Raw genomic sequence first — 21,645 nt, 5'->3', positions numbered from 1 at the left:
CTCTCGATTTTTCTCCTGCTCTCTAGTTTTAGATGAAAACTTATCTGTGAATTACATTGATGAACAATGACGTCATTGCTCACCAATATATTGCATTTGGGTATCATTTCGATGGTCGTTACCTTTGCCAATCGGGAGATTCGCCATGACGGTAATGAGCAACATTTATATTGAAAATTCACCTAACTTTTCTTTGGAAGAGATTGGTGCGGCTCGTAATGCATTTTTGCAGTACGAACAGCAAAAACAGGTACATTTATTGGCAGTGATGCCTATCGAAGAGGCAGTGGCGATTTTACGTCACTGTACTATTGGTTATGTTCAGCAACTACTCAGTGAATTAGATAAAGGGGGCTATGACATTCGCGCTCGCCATTACGCTAACCAATTGGGGTTTATTTACTCAGAAGTTGAAACGGCACAAAGCTATTTAACCACTAGCGTGATTGAACATGTGAAGCAGCGTATTGGCTGGATTATTGTATTGGCACTACTTGGTATCGTATCCGGGCTGATTATTACCCAGTACGAAGATACATTGAGCCAGCTTGTGCTCTTGGCTGTGTATATGCCTGTTATTGCCGCTGCAGGTGGGAATACTGGCTCGCAAGCTGCGACGTTAGTCGTGCGCGCGTTGGCGGTTGGTGAATTACGCAAACGTCAATGGTTGCGCGTATTGTGGAAGGAGTGCCGTGTTGCGGTTTGCCTTGCGTTGGCTATCTCTGCGGTGATGGTGGCTCGCATTATGTTGTTTAGTGATGCCAACTCAACCGGAGGCTTTCCACTAGAAAACATTGCGTTTGCAATTGCGGTTGCGCTCTTTATCCAAGTCACTATTTCTACGACGATTGGCGGCTTATTACCCATTGCTGCGCGCGTTTTTAACTTAGATCCTGCGGTATTAGTTAGCCCAGTACTGGCTTCTATCGTCGATATTTCGGGTATGTGGATCTACTTTAACGTGGTGAACTATTCATTAGGACTGAGCTGACTGAACTTAACGACATCTTCAAAGAAGAGCGTCTCAAATTGAGCAATTGGGGCGGTAACACTAGTGTTATCGCCTTGATCTTGCGGATAATAATCAGTGATGAATTGAACAAATAATGTACTCGGTTTTCCTTGTTTATCTAAACCGAAGCCCGCCATGTTATGCGTTCCATAAAGCGAACCACTTTTGGCAATCAGCTGCCCTTGTATAGCTTGGCCACGCATACTACGTCGGTACTGTAAGGTACCGGATTCACCTGCTTTAGGCATGATGTCAATAAGCTTAAGGGTTTGATTATTAATCCAAATGTAATTCAGCACATCCACCATATTTTTTACTGACAGGCGGTTGTTACGTGATAAACCCGAACCATCAGCCAACTGAGCTTGTGCCAAGTTGATGCCTGTTCGAGAAAAAAGGATCTGCTTGATCGCCTCGGTGCCATTACTAAAACTGCCGGGTTGAATAAAAAAATGCTGGCCAAGTGTTTTGGTTAAACTGTCAGCAATCAAATTGTCAGACTCTTTAAGCATCATTTCTAACAACGGGTACAGTGGCATAGATTGATGTGTCGCTATCAATGAACCCTTTTCTATGCTCAGTTCATCTTGTTTTACACCCAGCTTAACCTCGCCTAGCAATTCAATACCCACTTGTTTGAGTTGCTTATAAATCATACGCGTGGCGTATAAGTTTGGGTCTTGCACGGCAAACTTTAGTGGAAGAGGTTGTGTTCGCTCGGCCAAACAGCCGTCGAGCTGGTAATGGTTCTGCTCTGAAGTGCGCAGTTCTAAATCACAGCGAGCACTCTCTTGTTCAGTCTTAGTGACACTTCTTGCGTAGCTGGTCACGTGAATGGGATAGTGCTCAGGCACATAAACCCGAGTTTTCCCGTTCGGCTGCGTATAAATAGAGGCTTGCACACAATTACCATCCAGAGTGATTGCACTTGATGGGGCGCTATAGCATACCCCCAGAATATCCCAAGGTGAGCCAACCGCACGGTCATAACCTGAAAAGGCTGAATTATCTAACCAAAGGTTGCCTTTTATTTGTGAGATGCCCTGTTTTTTTAGCTCGCTGAGTAGCTGCTTTATATCTTGGCTGGTTAACGTAGGGTCGCCAGAGAAGTGAATAACAATGTCATCGCCATGTTGAGTTAGCTGAGTCGTGAATCGAAATTGTTCGCCAAGCTCTAGCGTGGCGGCAAGCGCGGTGAGCATTTTTAAAGTGCTGGCAGGAGGGAAAAGCGCTTGTATGTTATTAGTATCTTGAAAAACCTGTTCAGTGGCTAAAGAGTGAACGAATAAACCCACCCGAGTACCTTGTGGCAGTGTTTGCAAAGGCGTATACGCCAAAGTCGATAAAGGAAAGAAGAAGGAGAGGATGAATAAAAAAGCACTGCGGTTTAATAAGAGCATAACACGGCATTTCAGGGCGGAGTGTGCATACAGTATAGCGAGATAAAAAAACGCCTGCTAGCAAGCAGGCGTTTTAAATCTATGACATTAAGCCAAGAATTAGAAGTCGTAACGTAGACCTAGTGCTAGTTCGTCTTCAGATGCAGCTTTACCTACTTTGTCTGAATCAAGTAGGTTGAAGTTGTAAGAGATGTACGAACGGAAGTTAGGTTTGAAGAAGTAAGTTGCATCAACTGCAAAGCTATCCGCTTCATCTTTTTTAGCGCCAGAAGTTTTAGACTCTAGGTAGTTGTATGTAGAAGTGAATACAGCTTGACCCATAGTGTATTTTGCTGCTAGCTCATAACCAGTTTTATCTGTTTTGCTTGCTGCTTTGTCTTGACCATCAACAAAAGTACCAGCGAAGTAGAAATCAGAGATAGCGTAAGACGCTGCTAGCATGTATTGATCAGAAGACGCATTCGCTGCTTTATCTTGATCTGCATAACCCGCACCTAGCTTAACGCCAGTGTCACCGATTGCATAGATAGCTGATAGAGAGTAGCCGTCTGCGTTGTTGTCTGTGATTGCAGACGTGCTTTCTTGACGATCAGCAAAACGGTAGCTTGCTTTAACGCCTAGATCAGCAAATTGACCTTTATAAGCCACCATGTTGTCTACGCGGTCTGCTACAACAATTTTATACGCTGCTTTGTTGCCGTGGTATGACATGATATCGGTAAAGTCAGTGATAACACCTAGAGCGCCGTCGTTTTTACCGTAAGTCACTTCACCGAAGTTACCGCCGATACCAGCATAAGTGTAACGGTTGTCCAAATCACCTTTGTTGTCAGCAGTGCCTTCATCAGCAGTAGTAAATTCGCCTTCGTAGAAACCAACGCCGTATAGGCTGTCGTTGATCGCTACTTTACCTAGGAAGTTTAGACGTACGCGTGATGCATCGTCCGCTTTGCCATCTTTAAGAGAAAGACGTGCTTCTGCGCGGCCGCCCATTTCTAGAGATGTACCGTCTTGGTTGTATAGCTCACCAGCATTTACACCAGTTACTACTGCAGCAGCTGATACTGCTAAAGCAATCAGAGTTTTGTTCATCTTATTAGTCCTAATTTACTGTCCATAAATATTTTTATTTGCGACGTCTATATCGTCCTTCGAGTGCTTTTGAACATTGAGTTGCATAAGTTGGGTTTTGTAAACCTTCACTAACGTACAACCAAACGTTACTAGCATTTCGTGTTCTACTTTTTACTCTTAAGTTCCGAAATTAGTTAGTAAAATGATATAAAACAGGTTTATGAACGCTGTTTTATTTCGTGTAAATAAATATCAAGTCTTTGTTTTTTATTTGGTTTATTGGTTTTTATTAACTGGTCTGAATAGTTTGTTTTTTATTTTTTTTTAGTGAGGTGGGTCGGTTTTTTGTGCGAAAACATTCGTGAAAATGAGCTTTGTGTCTGTTTTTTATCACTTTCCCCTAAACTCATTCACAGAAACCTGACAGGGGTCACGTGTGATTTAAGATGATTTAGTCACGAAGTTTGATTACACTGATTAGCAACTATGTTAATCCATGTACTACCTAACCTTTGTTGTGTTGGGTAGTTTTGTTTTGCCCAAATACGAATTTTGGCATTAGAGGTATAAAATGGAAAAAGTTCCAATGACAGTTCGTGGTGAACAATTGCTGCGCGAAGAGTTAGATAGGCTGCTAAAATTACGTCCACAAATTACCCAAGCTATTGCAACCGCACGTGAACTTGGCGACCTAAAAGAAAATGCGGAATATCACGCCGCTCGAGAAGAGCAAGGTATTTGTGAGGCTCAAATTCGTGATATTGAATATAAGCTATCTGTTGCTCAGGTGATCGATATCACTAAAATGGAAAATACAGGCAAAGTGATTTTTGGTTCAACAGTGACATTGATTGACAGTGATACTGATGAAGTGAAACGCTACCAGATTGTGGGTGAAGATGAAGCTGAGATTAAATCTGGGCGCATTTCTGTCAGCTCACCGATTGCCCGCGGTTTGATCGGTAAAATGGAAGGTGATGAGGTGATTATCGCCACTCCCGGTGGTGATAAAGATTTCGAAATCGATAAAGTTGAATACCTCTAATTCATTTCAACAACAATCAAAAAGGTCGCAGTGTGCGACCTTTTTTTGTCTGTATCCATCAGAGTCAGAGCGTCGATAACGCGACTGATTACTTACGAGGGATCTCGATTTTACGTTGCTCGGTTTGACGAAATAGTACGAGAATCTTACCAATGGTTTGTACTTTTTCTGCGCCAGTCTCACGCACGATAGCATCGATAATCAACTGCTTAGTTTCGCGATCTTCGGATGCTACTTTCACTTTGATCAGTTCGTGGTGGTTGAGGGCAATCTCGATTTCCGCTAGAACAGCCTCAGTGAGTCCATTCGCGCCCATCAGTACAACAGGTTTCAAACTGTGTGCTAGGCCTTTAAGGTGCTGCTTTTGTTTGGTGCTTAGGTTCATTATGCGGCCAATTTTATTTAATATAAGGGTTGAAAAAAGCTATTTTAACGCCATCTATCCCTGAAGACTATATTTTCTACCATACTTTCTTGGATGGAAACATTTCAGTTAGGAATCGAATGAGTAAACAGAAGCATTCGGCCAGCTCTAGTCGCTGGTTGAAAGAACATTTTGATGATAAATACGTGAATGAAGCCAAAAAGAGAGGTTATCGTTCGCGTGCTATTTTCAAAATAGAAGAGATTCAAAATAAAGATAAACTGCTTAGGCCAGGAATGACTGTTGTGGATTTAGGGGCGGCTCCCGGCGGGTGGTCTCAATATTCAGCGGGTATCGTCGGTGATAAAGGCCGAGTGATCGCGTGTGATATTTTGCCGATGGATCCTATTGTTGGCGTTGCTTTCTTACAAGGCGATTTTCGTGAAGAGGCCGTACTGGAAGCACTATTAGATCGTATACAGCCTGATATGGTTGATGTAGTGATGTCAGACATGGCACCTAACATCGCTGGAAATAATTCGGTTGATCAGCCAAGGGCAATGTATTTGGTTGAACTAGCTCTAGATATGTGTCGACAAGTTCTTACTCCAAATGGTAGTTTTGTGGTCAAGGTTTTTCAGGGAGAAGGCTTTGATGATTATGTCAAAGAAGTTCGAAACCTGTTTAAAGTCGTGAAAATAAGAAAACCAGACTCTTCGCGAGCTCGCTCAAGAGAAGTCTTTGTTGTAGCCACTGGTTACAAAGGTTAACGTTTTTGCTGTACAAGGCATAAGTTAACATATGGCTACAGGTTACAAACTGTAGTACCCTACCTTTAATTACAATTAGTTATCGCGAGGCTTACACCTTGAGTGATATGGCAAAAAATTTAATTCTGTGGCTAGTTATAGCTGTCGTTTTAATGTCGGTATTCCAGAGCTTTGGCCCTGGTGATAGTAACGGCAAAGCAGTGGATTACACCACGTTCGTACAGGAAGTTGGCCAAGGCCAGATTCAAGAAGCTCAATTTAACAATAGTGAAATTTCCTTTACTCGTAGAGGCGGTGGTACTCGCTATGTAACTTACATGCCCGTGTACGATCAAAAACTGCTTGATGATTTGATTAATCAAAACGTTAAAGTACAAGGTACACCACCAGAAGAGCAAAGTTTGCTCGGGACCATTTTTATCTCTTGGTTCCCAATGATCCTACTGATCGGTGTTTGGATATTCTTCATGCGTCAAATGCAAGGTGGCGGTGGCAAAGGTGCCATGTCATTTGGTAAGAGCAAAGCTCGTATGATGAGTGAAGAGCAAATCAAAACCACGTTCGGTGATGTGGCTGGGTGTGACGAAGCGAAAGAAGATGTGAAAGAGCTTGTGGATTACTTGCGTGATCCGAGTCGCTTCCAAAAACTGGGTGGGAAAATTCCAACGGGTGTTTTGATGGTTGGTCCTCCTGGTACAGGTAAAACATTACTGGCAAAAGCAATTGCTGGTGAGGCGAAAGTACCGTTCTTCACTATATCTGGTTCTGATTTCGTTGAAATGTTTGTCGGTGTCGGTGCATCTCGTGTACGTGACATGTTCGAGCAAGCGAAAAAGGCTTCACCTTGTATCATCTTTATTGATGAGATTGATGCGGTAGGTCGTCAACGTGGTGCTGGTGTCGGCGGCGGTCACGATGAGCGTGAGCAGACTTTAAACCAAATGTTGGTTGAAATGGATGGTTTTGAAGGCAATGAAGGCGTTATCGTCATTGCGGCAACTAACCGTCCAGACGTTTTAGACCCAGCATTGCTGCGTCCGGGGCGTTTTGACCGTCAAGTGGTGGTCGGTTTACCTGATGTTCGCGGCCGTGAACAGATCTTGAAAGTTCATATGCGCAAAGTACCTTTAGCTGGTGATGTTGAACCTTCATTGATTGCTCGCGGAACACCGGGTTTCTCTGGTGCCGATTTGGCGAACTTAGTGAACGAGGCGGCGTTATTCTCTGCTCGCGGTAACAAACGCAATGTTTCAATGGTTGAGTTTGAGTTAGCAAAAGACAAAATCATGATGGGTGCTGAACGTCGTTCGATGGTGATGTCTGAAGAAACTAAAGCATCAACAGCTTATCATGAAGCAGGACACGCCATTGTTGGTCGTTTGGTACCTGAACATGATCCTGTTTATAAAGTATCGATTATTCCACGTGGTCGAGCTTTAGGTGTGACGATGTACTTGCCTGAACAAGACAGAGTTAGCATGTCGAAGCTGCATCTTGAGTCTATGATTTCAAGCTTGTATGGCGGTCGTTTAGCGGAAGAGTTAATTTACGGCCCAGAAAACGTTTCAACTGGTGCATCAAACGATATCGAACGTGCGACAGCCATTGCTCGTAAAATGGTTACTCAATGGGGCTTTTCGGAAAAACTTGGCCCATTGTTGTATGCAGAAGATGAAGGTGAAGTCTTCTTAGGGCGCAGCGTGACTCAAACTAAGCATGTGTCTGAAGATACTGCTAAGTTGATTGATGACGAAGTTCGTAAAATTATTGACCGCAACTATGATCGTGCGCGTAAAATCCTTGAAGAAAATATGGATATTATGCATGCAATGAAAGATGCGTTGATGAAATACGAAACGATTGATGCAGGCCAAATTGATGACTTAATGGAGCGTAAAACCGAGATTCGCGAACCTGCAGGTTGGGCTGATCAAGCCAAAGCTCAAGCAGAAAAAGCGGAAGCGGAAAAAGCTCAAGAGCCAAAAGTAGAGCCAGCAGCAGAAGACGAAGTAGCCACTGAGTCCTCAGAAAAGAAAGATGCTGAGTAATCGTTAATATTCAAATTAAACCCCGAGCTTTCTCGGGGTTTTTGTGTTTTAGAGCAAAATGAAGATTCAAACCCCAACAAAGACACTTATCCTCGATCGTCCTCATGTCATGGGTATCTTGAACATGACTCCGGATTCATTTTCCGATGGTGGAAAATTTAACGCGCTAGATTTGGCACTAGAGCATGCCGATAAAATGATTGCCGCAGGTGTCAGCATTATTGATATTGGAGGGGAGTCAACTCGGCCGGGTGCTCCAGAAGTGACTCTCGATGACGAATTATCTCGTGTTATTCCTATTATTAAAGCTATTCGTGCAAAATATGACGTCTGGATTTCAATTGACACCAGTAAAGCTGAAGTGATGCGTCAGGCGGTTGAGGCTGGTGCTGACTTGATTAATGATGTTCGTGCACTGCAAGAGCCGGGGGCATTAGAGGTTGCGGCTAAAGCACAAGTGCCTGTCTGTATCATGCATATGCAAGGCCAGCCACGAACGATGCAAACCAGTCCACATTACCAAGATGTGTTAGCGGATGTTAAGCTCTTTCTAGAAGATCGAGTCGCAGCGTGCGCGCGCGCGGGGATCGCGCGTGCAAATATTATCCTCGACCCCGGTTTTGGATTTGGCAAAACCATTGAGCATAATTATTATCTGCTTGCACATCTAGACGCATTTCATCAGCTAGGTTTGCCGATATTGGCTGGGATGTCTCGTAAGTCAATGATTTTTAAACTACTCAATAAAAAACCAGCTGAATGTATGGTGGCGAGCGTTACCTGTGCAGCTGTAGCGGCAATGAAAGGTGCACAGATTATTCGTGTCCATGATGTGAACGAAACCATTGAAGCAATGAAAATAGTACAAACCATTATTCAAAATAGTTAACAATAATAATTAAGGAAAAATCATGTCTGACAAAAGACGTTACTTTGGTACAGATGGTGTCCGCGGTAAAGTTGGACAGTATCCTATCACTCCCGATTTCGTATTAAAACTTGGCTGGGCGGCTGGACGTGTATTGGCAAAACAAGGCACGAAAAAAGTCATTATTGGTAAAGATACGCGCATTTCAGGTTATATGCTTGAGTCGGCTCTAGAAGCGGGCTTAGCCGCTGCAGGATTAAAGGCGATTTTTACCGGACCTATGCCGACGCCAGCTGTTGCTTACCTGACTCAAACCTTTCGTGCAGAAGCGGGGATCGTTATCTCAGCGTCGCATAACCCTTATTACGATAACGGCATCAAATTCTTCTCATCCGAAGGGACTAAATTACCTGATGAAATTGAATTGGAGATCGAAGCTGAATTGGATAAACCGATTGAGTGTGTCGAGTCTGCCGAACTTGGTAAGGCTTCACGTATGGTCGACGCTGCAGGGCGGTATATCGAGTTTTGTAAAAGTACCTTTCCATCGCAATGGAATTTATCAAAGCTGAAAATCGTCGTTGACTGTGCTCATGGTGCCACCTATCACATCGCTCCTAATGTCTTTAAGGAACTTGGCGCTGAAGTGATAGCAATGGGGGTTGAGCCAGATGGTCTGAATATTAATGACGAAGTTGGAGCAACGGATGTCCGTGCGTTGCAACAGCGCGTTGTGGCAGAAAAAGCAGATTTAGGGCTGGCATTTGATGGTGATGGCGATCGCTTAATTATGGTTGATGAGCTTGGCAATAAAGTGGATGGAGATCAAATTGCCTATATCATCGCCCGTGATGCCCTGAGACGTGGAGAATTAAAAGGTGGTGTTGTTGGAACGCTAATGACAAACCTTGGTATGGAAAACGGCTTAAAGCAGTTAGGTATCCCTTTTGTGCGAGCGGCGGTTGGTGACCGTTATGTGATGGAAAAATTGCTGGCAAAAGGCTGGAAAATTGGCGCAGAAAATTCAGGGCACATCATACTGCTAGACAAAGTGACTACGGGTGATGCGATTGTTGCGGCGTTGCAAGTTCTTGCTTCCGTTGTGGGCAGTGAAATGTCGCTCAATGAACTGGCTAAAGGCATGACGCTTTACCCGCAGGTTTTAGAAAACGTACGTTTTAGTGGTGATTCCAACCCATTAGAAGCCGAAGCGGTAAAAGCAGCTGTAGCTGCCGTAGAAGCGGAACTTGGTAGCCAAGGTCGAGTGCTCTTGCGTAAATCAGGTACTGAACCTTTATTGCGCGTGATGGTGGAAGGGGAAGATGCTGAGCTAGTAAAAAATTCAGCATTAAAGATAGCTCAAGCGGTTAAAGATAATTGCTAACCAGAAAAATAATATGAGTTAACCTAGGATTTCATGACCGTAATTCGGCTTGAAATCTTATGGTTAGCTATACACATAGGGTGTTGTTGCCCTTTTTTTAACCGCTTGAAGCATAAACTCCATTTTTTTATAAAATACTCCTTGTCAGCATGGGATGCATTCGTTAGTATTGCGTCCGCCTTCGTTGAGGAGGCCGCTAGCCTTGTTCAAGTCAGTTGATAAGAACGGCGCTGGCTCAACTATTTGGAACATAGGTGGAAGTAATGTTTACAGTTCTACTTGTGATTTACCTGTTGGCAGCGCTTGGTATCATTGGCCTAGTGTTAATTCAACAAGGTAAAGGCGCAGATATGGGAGCCTCTTTCGGTGCTGGCGCGTCAAACACTGTGTTTGGTGCTAGTGGCTCAGGAAATTTCCTAACCCGAATGACTGCAATTTTTGCAACCGTATTCTTCATTCTTAGTTTGGCATTGGGCAATTTGTCTACGCATAAAACTGAATCACAATGGATTGACCCAACTAAAGGTCAAGTGATTGAGCAAACTACGGATACAGCGAGTGACGTTCCAGTAAAATCTGGTGACGAAATCCCGCAATAACTTATCTTAGATAAGTACAAATAATTGCCGAGATGGTGAAATTGGTAGACACACTAGCATGAGGTGCTAGCGCCTTAGGTGTGAGGGTTCGAGTCCCTCTCTCGGCACCATTATTTACAAACTTGTAAATCACTTGATAGAGCGTATAATGCTCGCAAGTCGGACGCGGGGTGGAGCAGCTTGGTAGCTCGTCGGGCTCATAACCCGAAGGTCGTCGGTTCAAATCCGGCCCCCGCAACCAATTCTTTTTGGGTTTTGGATGCAAGTTTGTGCAGTGTCAACCTCACTGCAATTGAGAATTTAGATTCTCAATCATCAGGGTCCAGCAACAAAAAACCCCGACTAATCGGGGTTTTTTGTTATCTGAGTTTCTCAAGTACGAGATTTTCAGATAGTTGCTTGGAATTTAAATTGGGCTCTGTGCCCTTTTTTTGTTTCTGGAGTGGTTTAAATGACTGGTTTAGAAAGACAACTTACTGAAATGCTTGACGCTCCAGTAGCGGCATCAGGTTATGAGTTAGTTGGATTAGAATTTATTCGTGCCGGAGAGCACTCAACATTACGCATCTATATTGATCATGAAAACGGTATTAACGTTGATGATTGCGCAGAAGTGAGCCATCAAGTGAGTGCTGTGCTCGATGTTGAAGATCCAATTTCTGTGGCTTACAACCTAGAAGTTTCTTCACCAGGTTTAGAGAGACCACTTTTTAAAGCAGCGCATTATGAACAGTTTATTGGTCACGAAGTCAGCATCGTTTTGAAAATGGGTGTCGGCAACCGTCGCAAATGGAAAGGAATTATCCATTCTATTGATGGTGAAACCGTTGCAATTAGCGTTGATGGGAAAGAAGAACTATTTGCGCTAAGCAATATTTCTAAAGCTAACCTGATCCCTAAATTTTAGTTCTCCTAGAGAAAAGAGCTTAAGAGGCTAGATTAAATGAGTAAAGAAATTTTAGCGGTAGTTGAGGCGGTTTCGAACGAGAAGGCCGTACCTCGTGAGCGTATTTTTGAGGCGCTTGAAACTGCGCTTGCCACATCAACAAAGAAGAAACATGAAATTGAAGTCGATGTACGTGTTGCTATCGACCGTAAAACGGGTGAGTTTGAAACTTTTCGCCGTTGGTTAATCGTTGAAAATGTTGAACATCCAACAAAAGAAATTTCATACGATGCAGCTAAATACGATGACGAAACAGCTGAACTTGGTCAATATATTGAAGATCAAATTGAATCAGTGACCTTTGACCGTATTACAACACAAACAGCAAAACAAGTTATCGTACAAAAAGTGCGTGAAGCTGAACGTGCGCAAATCGTCGAACAGTTTATTGATAACGAAGGTGAGTTGGTTACTGGCGTTGTTAAGAAAGTAAACCGTGATTCGGTTATTCTGGATTTAGGTAATAACGCTGAAGCGGTTATTTTACGTGATGACCAGCTACCGCGTGAAAACTTTCGTCCAGGTGACCGAGTTCGTGGTCTGCTATATGCTGTACGCCCTGAAGCGCGCGGATTCCAACTCTTCATTACTCGTTCAAAACCAGAAATGCTCGCTGAGCTATTCCGTGTAGAAGTGCCAGAAATCGGTGAAGAGCTGATTGAATTGAAAGCCGCGGCTCGTGATCCGGGTTCACGTGCGAAAATTGCAGTCAAAACCAATGACAAACGCATTGACCCTGTGGGCGCGTGTGTCGGTATGCGTGGAGCACGTGTTCAAGCCGTATCGAGTGAGCTCGGCGGTGAGCGCATTGATATCGTTCTTTGGGATGATAACCCAGCTCAATTTGTTATCAATGCAATGGCACCAGCAGATGTTGCATCGATCATCATGGATGAAGATACGCACTCAATTGATATTGCTGTTGAAGCGGATAACCTAGCGCAAGCAATCGGTCGTAATGGTCAAAACGTACGTCTCGCTTCTCAACTGACTGGTTGGGAATTGAATGTTATGACGGTTGCTGATCTACAGAAAAAACATCAAGAAGAATCGATGGCTTCTATTGAAAACTTCATGAAGTACCTCGATATCGAGCAAGACTTCGCTGAGTTATTGGTTGAAGAAGGCTTCTCAACGCTTGAAGAAGTGGCTTATGTGCCAGTTGCTGAGCTACTTGAAGTTGACGGCCTAGATGAAGATATCATCGAAGCATTGCGTACTCGCGCGAAGAATGCGTTGACCACGATTGCGCTAGCACAAGAAGAGTCTTTTGAAGGGCTAGAGCCAGCAGAAGATCTGCTCGCACTAGAAGGTTTAGAGCGTGAAATGGCCTTTAAACTCGCAGCGAAAGGCATAGTCACATTAGAAGATCTTGCTGACCAAGGTATTGATGACCTCGAAAATATTGAAGGTCTAACAGAAGAACGCGCAGGTCAATTGATCATGGCAGCGCGCAATATTTGTTGGTTTAGCGAAGAAGAATAATTCTCAGCAAGGGGAGAGAGCGGCATGACACAACTTACAGTTAAAGCACTGAGTGAAGAAATTGGTACGCCAGTTGACCGCTTGTTAGAACAACTTGCTGATGCAGGCATGAACAAAACGAGTTCTGATAACGTTTCTGATGATGAAAAGCATAAGCTACTGTCACATCTTAGAAAAGAGCACGGTGATACCACTGGTGACTCAGAGCCGACTCGTTTGACGTTGCAGCGAAAAACACGCAGCACATTGAGCGTCAATGCCGGCGGCGGCAAAAGTAAGAATGTTCAAGTTGAAGTGCGTAAAAAACGTACCTACGTTAAGCGCAGTGCAGTAGACGATGAAGCAACACGTGAAGCGGAAGAAGCCGCGCAACGTGAAGCACAAGAATTAGCAGCGCGTGAAGCACAAGCAAAAGCAGAGCGCGAAGCCGAAGAAAAAGCAAAGCGTGAAGCCGAAGAAAAAGCGAAGCGTGAGGCACAAGAGAAAGCGAAGGTTGAAGCACAAACGAATGCAACAGCTAACGCGGATGAGAAAGCAAAACGTTCTGCAGTGAAACCAGAACTTTCTGCTGAAAATAAAATGAAGCAAGAAGCAGCGCGAAAAGAAGCCGAAGAGCTTAAACGTCGTCAAGAAGCCGAAGCATTACGTAAAGCTGAAGAGGAAAGTCAGCGCCAGCTAGAAATAGCACGTGAATTGGCTGAGAAGAATAAAGAGCGTTGGTCTGCTGAAGAAGAGAAAAAGGGTAGTATGGAAGAAAATACAGATTACCATGTTACGACTTCAACGTATGCACGTGAAGCCGAAGATGAAGCAGATCGCCGTGAAGAAGGTGCTAGCCGTAAATCTACGAAAGCTAATAAGAGCAAAATCTCATCTCAGGATGATAAGCAAGAGCGCGGTACGCGCCGAGGCAAAGCTCGTAAAGGTCGTATGGCTAAACCTGCATCGATGCAACATGGTTTTGATAAAACAGCGGTTGTCGCTAAGCAAGATGTTGTGATCGGTGAAACGATTGTTCTTTCTGAACTGGCAAACAAAATGTCAGTGAAAGCAACTGAAGTTATCAAAGTGATGATGAAGATGGGCGCAATGGCAACCATCAACCAAGTGATCGACCAAGAAACCGCGCAATTAGTCGCTGAAGAAATGGGTCATAAAGTTCTCATCCGCAAAGAGAATGAACTGGAAGAAGCGATCCTTTCTGACCGTGATAACAAGTTTGAAGCAGTGCCTCGTGCGCCAGTTGTGACCATCATGGGTCACGTTGACCACGGTAAGACATCAACACTTGATTACATCCGTCGCACACACGTTGCATCAGGCGAGGCCGGTGGTATTACTCAGCACATTGGTGCTTACCACGTTGAAACACCAAACGGTATGATCACCTTCCTTGATACTCCTGGACACGCTGCGTTTACTTCAATGCGTGCTCGTGGTGCTCAAGCGACAGATATCGTTGTATTGGTTGTTGCAGCAGATGATGGCGTGATGCCACAAACGGTTGAAGCGATTCAACATGCGAAAGCGGCGAATGTACCACTTATCGTTGCAGTGAACAAAATTGATAAAGATGGCGCGAACCCAGATGGCGTGAAAAATGAGCTTGCTCAACACAACATCATTCCTGAAGAGTGGGGCGGTGAGAACATGTTTGTTCACATCTCTGCGAAACAGGGAACTAATATTGATGGCCTACTAGAAGCTATCCTACTTCAAGCTGAAGTTCTTGAGCTTCATGCTGTTAAAGATGGTATGGCGTCTGGTGTGGTGGTTGAATCTCGTCTTGATAAAGGCCGTGGCCCTGTGGCAACCGTTCTTGTTCAATCAGGAACACTACGCAAAGGCGACATCGTACTGTGTGGTCAAGAATATGGCCGTGTTCGTGCGATGCGCGACGAAACTGGTAACGAAGTTACGGAAGCGGGCCCATCAATTCCTGTTGAAATTCTAGGTTTGTCTGGTGTTCCTGCTGCTGGTGATGAAGCAACAGTAGTTCGTGATGAGCGTAAAGCACGTGAAGTGGCAAATTATCGTCAAGGTAAATTCCGTGATGTGAAGCTTGCACGTCAGCAGAAATCTAAGCTCGAAAACATGTTCTCTAACATGACAGCGGGTGAAGTGGCTGAACTGAACGTGGTACTAAAAGCAGACGTTCAAGGTTCAGTTGAAGCCATTGCTGATTCACTGCGTAACCTTTCAACTGATGAAGTGAAAGTGAACATCGTGGGTTCTGGTGTGGGTGGTATCACAGAAACTGACGCAGTACTTGCAGCAGCTTCTAACGCTATCGTACTTGGCTTTAACGTTCGTGCTGATGCATCAGCTCGTCGTACTATCGAATCTGAAAACTTAGACCTACGTTACTACTCAATCATTTATCAATTGATTGACGAAGTAAAAGCGGCCATGAGCGGCATGCTAGCACCAGAGTTTAAGCAAGAGATCATTGGTCTTGCTCAGGTTCGTGAAGTATTTAAATCACCTAAACTAGGCGCAGTTGCTGGTTGTATGGTGACTGAAGGCGTTATCAAACGTAATAGCCCTATCCGTGTTCTACGTGATAACGTGGTTATCTACGAAGGTGAGCTTGAGTCGCTACGTCGCTTTAAAGATGACGTGCAAGAAGTGAAGAATGGCTACGAATGTGGTATCGGCGTTAAGAACTACAATGATGTTCGCGTTGGTGACCAAATCGAAGTCTTCGAAACAGTGGAAATTAAACGTACACTGGATTAATTGACTGACGTTGCTGTATTGAAATAGACAGTAATCGGTTGTTGAATACACCATGGGGGGCTGGGTTGAACCATCCCCCCATTCTTTCTATATGTGAGAAAAGATATGTCAAAAGAATTTAGCCGCACGCAGCGCGTATCCCAACAGCTGCAAAAAGAACTCGCTATGATCATACAACGTGAAGTCCGCGACTCACGCTTAGGTATGGTGACTATTTCAGAAGTCGAAGTGTCACGTGACCTTGCTTATGCAAAAGTGTTTGTGACGTTTCTATGCGTTGGTGAGCAGACCCCAGAAAGCTGCTTAGCTGCGTTAAAAGAGCATGAAGTTCATATCCGCATGATGCTTGGCAAACGTATTCGCTTACGTTTGACACCAGAAATTCGCTTCACTTATGACAATACTTTGGTTGAAGGTATGCGCATGTCCAACTTGGTGACTGAAGTGGTCAGCAATGATAAGCGCAGACAGAAAGATGCAGGACGTGAAGATGAAGCGTCTGCAGAAGAAGGGAATGAATAGATGGCTCGTCGTCGTAAAGGTCGCCCAATTAACGGGGTAATTTTACTGGATAAGCCAACGGGTATCTCCTCGAATGATGCCTTACAAAAAGTAAAACGTATTTATTTTGCAGAAAAAGCCGGACACACTGGCGCGCTCGATCCCTTGGCAACAGGAATGTTGCCTATTTGCCTTGGTGAAGCGACAAAATTCTCTCAGTTTTTACTTGATTCAGATAAGCGTTATCGAGTCATTGCAAAACTGGGTGAGAGAACCAATACCTCTGATTCAGACGGAGAGGTAGTGGAAACACGCCCTGTCAATGTGCAATTAAATACCCTGCGAGAGTGTATCGAGCGTTTTCGTGGTGAAACCGACCAAATTCCGTCAATGTTTTCTGCACTGAAGTATCAAGGCCGTCCTCTATATGAATACGCTCGTGAAGGCATTGATATTCCGCGCGAATCTCGAAAAATCACTGTCTATGATATTGGATTGATTCGTTTCGAAGGTGATAAAGTTGAAATGGATGTGCACTGTTCGAAAGGCACGTATATCCGCACTATCGTGGATGACTTAGGTGAAATGCTTGGTTGTGGCGCACATGTGACCATGCTGCGTCGTACTGCGGTCGCGAAGTACCCATATGAGAAGATGGTGACTTTAGAGCAACTTGATGCATTGCTGCAACAGGCGCTGCGTGATGATGTCGCACCGAAAAATGTGTTGGACTCGTTATTGATGCCAATGGACAGTGCGGTGCAAGATTTGCCGGAAGTTAACCTTATTCCTGAGTTGGCAGACATGGTACAACATGGCCAACCAGTGCAAGTGTTGGGTGTGCCACTTGATGGCACAGTGCGCATGACCATGGGTGAAGAGAAACTCTTTATCGGTGTGGGTGAAATTGACCAAGATGGTCGTGTTGCGCCTAAGCGATTGGTCGTTTTTAGAGACGAAGAGTCGCTTTAAATAGCTATTGCTTAACGTTGGGGATTTCCCTATAATCCCGGCTTCGCGTAGCGGCTGAATCAGAGATTGGCTGCTACACCTTTAAACTTACTCTTATTAGGAGAGCATTATGTCTCTGAATGCAGAAACTAAAGCGGCAATCGTTGCTGAATACGCACGTGGCGAAGGCGACACTGGTTCACCAGAAGTACAAGTAGCACTACTAACTGCTTCTATCAACCACCTACAAGGTCACTTCAAAACTCACAAAGGCGATCACCACAGCCGTCGTGGTCTACTACGTATGGTTTCAAGCCGTCGTAAGCTTCTAGACTACCTAAAAGGTAAAGATTTAGGTCGTTACCAAGACCTAATCAAACGTCTTGAGCTACGTCGCTAAGATCAGTTTGTTCAGAAAAGGGGCTTTTAGCCCCTTTTTTGTTATCTAAATTTGGCACAATCTCTCCTAAGTCGCTATACTACCCGCCGTTAAAGTGTGTTGTATGTAGTTTAACGCTTCATACTCATAGCATTACAGTCACCGAAGTCGGCCAGCAGGTCGCGGCTATTAAAAGTAGCGTTCAGATACCAGTGGGAGCGGCAAGCCCAACGCTTTGTTTCCCGTGATATAGAGCCTATTTTTACTAGTCGCGATTCGTAATGTCTTGAGTGTTATTTCATTCAATCTAGAGGCAACTCTAGAGCAAGGATAAACAATGTTTGATAAACCAGTAGTGAAATCATTCCAATACGGTAATCATACCGTCACTCTAGAAACCGGCGTTATCGCACGCCAAGCTACATCGGCCGTTATGGTCACTATGAACGATACTGCGGTATTCGTTTCTGTTGTTGGTAAAAAAGAAGCAGTAGAAGGTCAAGACTTCTTCCCTCTTACTGTTAACTACCAAGAGCGTACTTACGCAGCGGGTAAAATTCCAGGTGGCTTCTTCAAGCGTGAAGGTCGTCCATCAGAAGGCGAAACTTTGACTGCGCGTCTGATTGACCGCCCAATTCGTCCTCTTTTCCCTAATGCATTTAAAAATGAAGTTCAAGTCATCGCGACAGTGATGTCTGTAAACCCAGACGTTCAACCTGATATCGTGACTATGATTGGTACTTCAGCAGCACTTGCTATCTCTGGTATTCCATTCAATGGTCCTATTGGCGCGGCGCGCGTGGGTCACATTGATGGTCAATTAGTGCTTAACCCAAGCATGACCGAGCTTGCTGTATCTCGTCTTGATCTTGTGGTTGCAGGTACAGACAACGCGGTACTGATGGTTGAGTCAGAAGCGGATAACCTAACTGAAGAAGAAATGCTAGCAGCGGTTGTTTACGGCCACGACCAACAACAAGCTGTGATTAAAGCGATCAATGAATTTGCTGCTGAAGTTGCCACTCCAGCTTGGGATTGGGTTGCTCCTCAAGAGAACACAGTACTTAACAGCAAGATCGCTGAACTAGCAGAAGCTAAGCTTGTTGAAGCTTACAAAATCACTGAAAAAATGGCTCGTTACGACCGTATTCATGAAATTGCTGCTGAAGTAAACAAAGTAATTCTTGCTGAAGATCCTGAAGCAAATGCGAAAGAAATCCACACTATCTTCCACGATCTAGAGAAGACGGTTGTACGTCGTAGCATTATTGCTGGCAACCCACGTATTGACGGTCGTGAAAAAGACATGGTTCGTGCGCTAGACGTACGCACTGGTATTCTTCCTCGTACTCACGGTTCTGCACTATTTACTCGTGGTGAAACTCAGGCAATCGTAACCGCTACTCTTGGTACTCAGCGTGATGCTCAAATCATCGATGAGCTAACAGGTGAGCGTAAAGATAACTTCCTACTACACTACAACTTCCCTCCATACTGTGTGGGCGAAACTGGTTTTGTAGGCTCTCCTAAGCGTCGTGAAATCGGCCACGGTAAACTGGCTAAGCGTGGTATCGCTGCCGTTATGCCTTCAGTGGAAGAGTTCCCATACACAGTTCGTGTAGTATCAGAAATCACAGAATCTAACGGTTCATCTTCAATGGCTTCGGTATGTGGTACTTCTCTTGCTCTGATGGATGCAGGTGTACCTATCAAGTCTTCAGTTGCAGGTATTGCAATGGGTCTTGTTAAAGAAGGCGATGATTTCGTTGTTCTTTCTGACATTCTTGGTGATGAAGATCACCTAGGTGACATGGACTTTAAAGTAGCGGGTACTAACCAAGGTATCACTGCACTGCAAATGGACATTAAGATCGAAGGTATCACCAAAGAGATCATGCAAATTGCGCTAAACCAAGCACAAGGTGCACGTAAGCATATCCTTTCTGTGATGGATCAAGCGATCTCTGGTGCTCGCGCTGAGATTTCTGAATTTGCACCACGCATTTACACCATGAAGATCAGCTCTGAGAAAATCAAAGACGTGATCGGTAAAGGTGGTGCTGTGATCCGTGCTCTAACTGAAGAGACGGGCACAACCATCGAAATCGAAGATGACGGCACAATCAAGATTGCGGCAACCGATAGCGCTCAAGCTAAAGAAGCGATTCGTCGCATTGAAGAGATCACGGCTGAAGTTGAAGTCGGCGCTATCTATACTGGTAAGGTCGCTCGTCTGGCTGATTTTGGCGCGTTCGTTAACATTCTTCCAGGTAAAGATGGTCTGGTACACATTTCTCAAATCGCGGATCAACGCATCGAGAAAGTGTCTGATTACTTGAAAGAAGGCCAAGAAGTTCAAGTTAAAGTACTTGAAATCGACCGCCAAGGCCGTGTTCGTCTAAGCATGAAAGAAGCGGTAGAGAAACCAGCTGAAGAAGTTGTTGCAGCACCAACGGCTGAATAAGGCCACTTTAAGCTTGAGAAGCACGGCGCTTTAGTCGCCTTTTCAACATAAAGCATGATATAAAGGGAGCGTTATTCGCTCCCTTTTTCATGCCTAGATTAATGCGATACACCCACTTATCTTGGGCTTTGGGGTACACAGGAGTTTTATTTGTGAAATGGTTTCCAACGGCCGCATTGAGTGCTTTGATACTGATAATGTCGGGCTGCGCGTCAACTCAAAATGACAATCAAAGTCAATGGGTATACCCTCCGATGGCAGTGCCATTGCAGTCTTCATTACAGCAACAAGTTCAGATAGCGCGTTTGACGCAACTGCTACAACGTACTGATCTGCCTGATGATGTGCGGGCCAAAATGTTTTATGAGCGTGGTAACAACTATGACAGTGTTGGGCTACGCACTTTAGCACGTTTAGATTTTGAGCAGTCGCTCGCGTTTAACCCGGCGCAGCCTGATATCTTTAATTTATTAGGCGTGTATTACACGCAAGTTGCAGAGTTTGATGCCGCTTATGAGGCATTTGATTCGACATTAGAACTTGAACCTGACAATTTTTACGCTGAGCGTAACAGAGCCATCGCACTTTATTACGGCGACCGTACAGAACTTGCGCTGGAAGAGATTCGCGCACATCATCAACATGACCCTAGCGATCCCTTTCGTGCATTGTGGCTATATATTATTCAAAGTGAAAGCGAGCCTTTGCAGGCACGTGTGGATCTCTTCAATCGCTATAAAGTTCGAGATGATCAATGGGGATGGCTCTTGGTTGCGTTAACGCTTAAGGAGATATCGGAAGAGCAAGCTTTTAAGATGATCTTAGAAGAAGGCAGCGGTAATGCGATACAAGCACAGCGTTTAACTGAGGTCTATTTTTATCTCGCTAAGCGTTACCAACAAGAGGGAAATTACGCGCACGCGATCGCCTTGTACAAGCTTGCGTTGTCATTTAACGTCTACGAATATGTTGAGCATCGATACGCTTATCTTGAATTGGGGAAAATTTTCCAGCAAGTAAGAGCCGACTATTTAGCTAAGGCGAAAGCTGAGCAGCCAGAGTCTCAGCAATAAGTACCTTATTATATCCTTTTCCTTAAAGCCGCTGACTTTTTCAGCGGCTTTTTTGTTGCTTAACGAGCTAAAGATCCATAAAATAGTTAGCCTTGATAACCATTTTAATTTGAAAAACAGTGAAACTAGAAGCTAACTTAGAAAAATTAGAGCGTTTTAGTGCCAAAATCTGGCGTCGGTATAGCAAAGCTGATCCCATTTCACAATTGAGCTTTAATGAATATGATTACCTTAAAGTGATTCAAAGCTCTTCTTTGCCACTGCGCTTAACTGATTTAGCCAATGAGATGGAAGTGAGTAAACCATCGGTATCAAATATGGTTAAAAGGCTTAAAAATAAAGGGTTAGTTCAGACGGCACAATGCCAAGATGATGCGCGTTCTTACCGAGTTTCTCTCACCGATACTGCGCGTGAGCATTTAGCGGATGAAGCGAAAGTGTACGCTGTTGTCGCAGAGCAAGTGATTAAGCATCTCTCGGAAGAAGAAGCACTGTGTTTTAATATGTTGTTATCCAAAGTATTACTTTAATTTACTTATATAG

The 21,645-nt window shown here is 44.3% G+C and carries 19 protein-coding genes and 2 tRNA genes; 18 read left to right on the top strand and 3 right to left on the bottom strand.

Annotated elements, in window-relative coordinates; translation table 11 throughout:
- The first annotated feature begins 145 nt into the window (after window positions 1–145).
- Entirely contained in the window at window positions 146–991 is an 846-nt protein-coding gene (locus AACU59_RS05780; protein WP_026027515.1) for a magnesium transporter, read from the top strand.
- Here the strand turns inward: AACU59_RS05780 and dacB are convergent.
- Both dacB and ompU read right to left on the bottom strand, forming a co-directional pair.
- Window positions 970–2,412, bottom strand: coding sequence for a serine-type D-Ala-D-Ala carboxypeptidase (gene dacB / locus AACU59_RS05775; RefSeq protein ID WP_094144405.1), 1,443 nt, complete (start codon window positions 2,410–2,412; stop codon window positions 970–972). The two genes, AACU59_RS05780 and dacB, sit on opposite strands and share 22 nt — an antisense overlap.
- 99 nt (window positions 2,413–2,511) lie before the next feature.
- Complete coding sequence (ompU, locus tag AACU59_RS05770; RefSeq protein WP_088720911.1) at window positions 2,512–3,504, bottom strand: porin OmpU; 993 nt, start codon at window positions 3,502–3,504, stop codon at window positions 2,512–2,514.
- A gap of 553 nt (window positions 3,505–4,057) precedes the next feature.
- Between ompU and greA the strand changes: the two genes are divergently transcribed.
- Complete coding sequence (gene greA, locus AACU59_RS05765; protein ID WP_013857625.1) at window positions 4,058–4,531, top strand: transcription elongation factor GreA; 474 nt, start codon at window positions 4,058–4,060, stop codon at window positions 4,529–4,531.
- An 88-nt stretch (window positions 4,532–4,619) separates the two neighbouring features.
- Here the strand turns inward: greA and yhbY are convergent, their stop codons facing one another.
- Window positions 4,620–4,916, bottom strand: a complete 297-nt coding sequence (gene yhbY / locus AACU59_RS05760) for a ribosome assembly RNA-binding protein YhbY (protein ID WP_010318529.1) — start codon at window positions 4,914–4,916, stop codon at window positions 4,620–4,622.
- 119 nt (window positions 4,917–5,035) lie between these two features.
- On the opposite strand from yhbY, the gene rlmE reads away from it, so the two are divergent.
- The 16 genes from rlmE (at window position 5,036) to AACU59_RS05680 (ending at window position 21,632) form a co-directional block, all read left to right on the top strand.
- Window positions 5,036–5,665 (top strand): 23S rRNA (uridine(2552)-2'-O)-methyltransferase RlmE, encoded by a 630-nt coding sequence (rlmE, locus tag AACU59_RS05755; protein ID WP_010318530.1) that lies wholly within the window; start codon window positions 5,036–5,038, stop codon window positions 5,663–5,665.
- A 98-nt stretch (window positions 5,666–5,763) separates the two neighbouring features.
- Window positions 5,764–7,713, top strand: a complete 1,950-nt coding sequence (ftsH, locus tag AACU59_RS05750; protein ID WP_017049783.1) for an ATP-dependent zinc metalloprotease FtsH — start codon at window positions 5,764–5,766, stop codon at window positions 7,711–7,713.
- Between the two features lie 58 nt (window positions 7,714–7,771).
- A complete protein-coding gene (gene folP, locus AACU59_RS05745) occupies window positions 7,772–8,602 on the top strand; it encodes a dihydropteroate synthase (protein WP_094144404.1) in 831 nt (276 codons plus the stop codon).
- Window positions 8,603–8,624: 22 nt separating this feature from the next.
- Window positions 8,625–9,965, top strand: a complete 1,341-nt coding sequence (glmM, locus tag AACU59_RS05740; protein WP_017045391.1) for a phosphoglucosamine mutase — start codon at window positions 8,625–8,627, stop codon at window positions 9,963–9,965.
- A gap of 263 nt (window positions 9,966–10,228) precedes the next feature.
- The gene (gene secG, locus AACU59_RS05735; RefSeq protein ID WP_010318534.1) at window positions 10,229–10,564 is read left to right on the top strand and encodes a preprotein translocase subunit SecG; all 336 of its coding nucleotides are present in this window, start codon (window positions 10,229–10,231) and stop codon (window positions 10,562–10,564) included.
- Window positions 10,565–10,590: 26 nt separating this feature from the next.
- Window positions 10,591–10,674, top strand: a tRNA-Leu gene (locus AACU59_RS05730).
- A gap of 54 nt (window positions 10,675–10,728) precedes the next feature.
- A tRNA-Met gene (locus AACU59_RS05725) sits at window positions 10,729–10,805 on the top strand.
- 210 nt (window positions 10,806–11,015) lie between these two features.
- Window positions 11,016–11,471: a ribosome maturation factor RimP gene (gene rimP / locus AACU59_RS05720; protein ID WP_013857619.1), complete on the top strand. Its 456-nt coding sequence runs from the start codon at window positions 11,016–11,018 to the stop codon at window positions 11,469–11,471.
- Window positions 11,472–11,507: 36 nt separating this feature from the next.
- Entirely contained in the window at window positions 11,508–12,995 is a 1,488-nt protein-coding gene (nusA, locus tag AACU59_RS05715; protein ID WP_013857618.1) for a transcription termination factor NusA, read from the top strand.
- 24 nt (window positions 12,996–13,019) lie between these two features.
- A complete protein-coding gene (infB, locus tag AACU59_RS05710) occupies window positions 13,020–15,734 on the top strand; it encodes a translation initiation factor IF-2 (protein WP_017043248.1) in 2,715 nt (904 codons plus the stop codon).
- Window positions 15,735–15,839: 105 nt separating this feature from the next.
- Window positions 15,840–16,256, top strand: a complete 417-nt coding sequence (rbfA, locus tag AACU59_RS05705; RefSeq protein ID WP_026028089.1) for a 30S ribosome-binding factor RbfA — start codon at window positions 15,840–15,842, stop codon at window positions 16,254–16,256.
- Window positions 16,257–17,207 carry a tRNA pseudouridine(55) synthase TruB gene (truB, locus tag AACU59_RS05700; RefSeq protein ID WP_094144403.1) on the top strand — a complete coding sequence of 317 codons (951 nt, stop codon included), beginning with the start codon at window positions 16,257–16,259 and terminating at the stop codon, window positions 17,205–17,207. It abuts the gene before it with no gap.
- A gap of 109 nt (window positions 17,208–17,316) precedes the next feature.
- Window positions 17,317–17,586, top strand: a complete 270-nt coding sequence (gene rpsO, locus AACU59_RS05695; protein ID WP_010318921.1) for a 30S ribosomal protein S15 — start codon at window positions 17,317–17,319, stop codon at window positions 17,584–17,586.
- Between the two features lie 316 nt (window positions 17,587–17,902).
- Window positions 17,903–20,029, top strand: a complete 2,127-nt coding sequence (gene pnp, locus AACU59_RS05690) for a polyribonucleotide nucleotidyltransferase (RefSeq protein WP_010318920.1) — start codon at window positions 17,903–17,905, stop codon at window positions 20,027–20,029.
- 152 nt (window positions 20,030–20,181) lie between these two features.
- Window positions 20,182–21,102, top strand: coding sequence for a lipoprotein NlpI (gene nlpI, locus AACU59_RS05685; protein ID WP_176428489.1), 921 nt, complete (start codon window positions 20,182–20,184; stop codon window positions 21,100–21,102).
- A 119-nt stretch (window positions 21,103–21,221) separates the two neighbouring features.
- Window positions 21,222–21,632, top strand: a complete 411-nt coding sequence (locus tag AACU59_RS05680) for a MarR family winged helix-turn-helix transcriptional regulator (RefSeq protein ID WP_013857613.1) — start codon at window positions 21,222–21,224, stop codon at window positions 21,630–21,632.
- The last annotated feature ends 13 nt before the right edge of the window (window positions 21,633–21,645 follow it).

It is taken from the genome of Vibrio sp. V23_P3S9T160 (assembly GCF_963886625.1).
Classification (GTDB): Bacteria; Pseudomonadota; Gammaproteobacteria; order Enterobacterales; family Vibrionaceae; genus Vibrio; species Vibrio anguillarum.
This window is presented reverse-complemented; position numbering and strand designations above follow the sequence as displayed.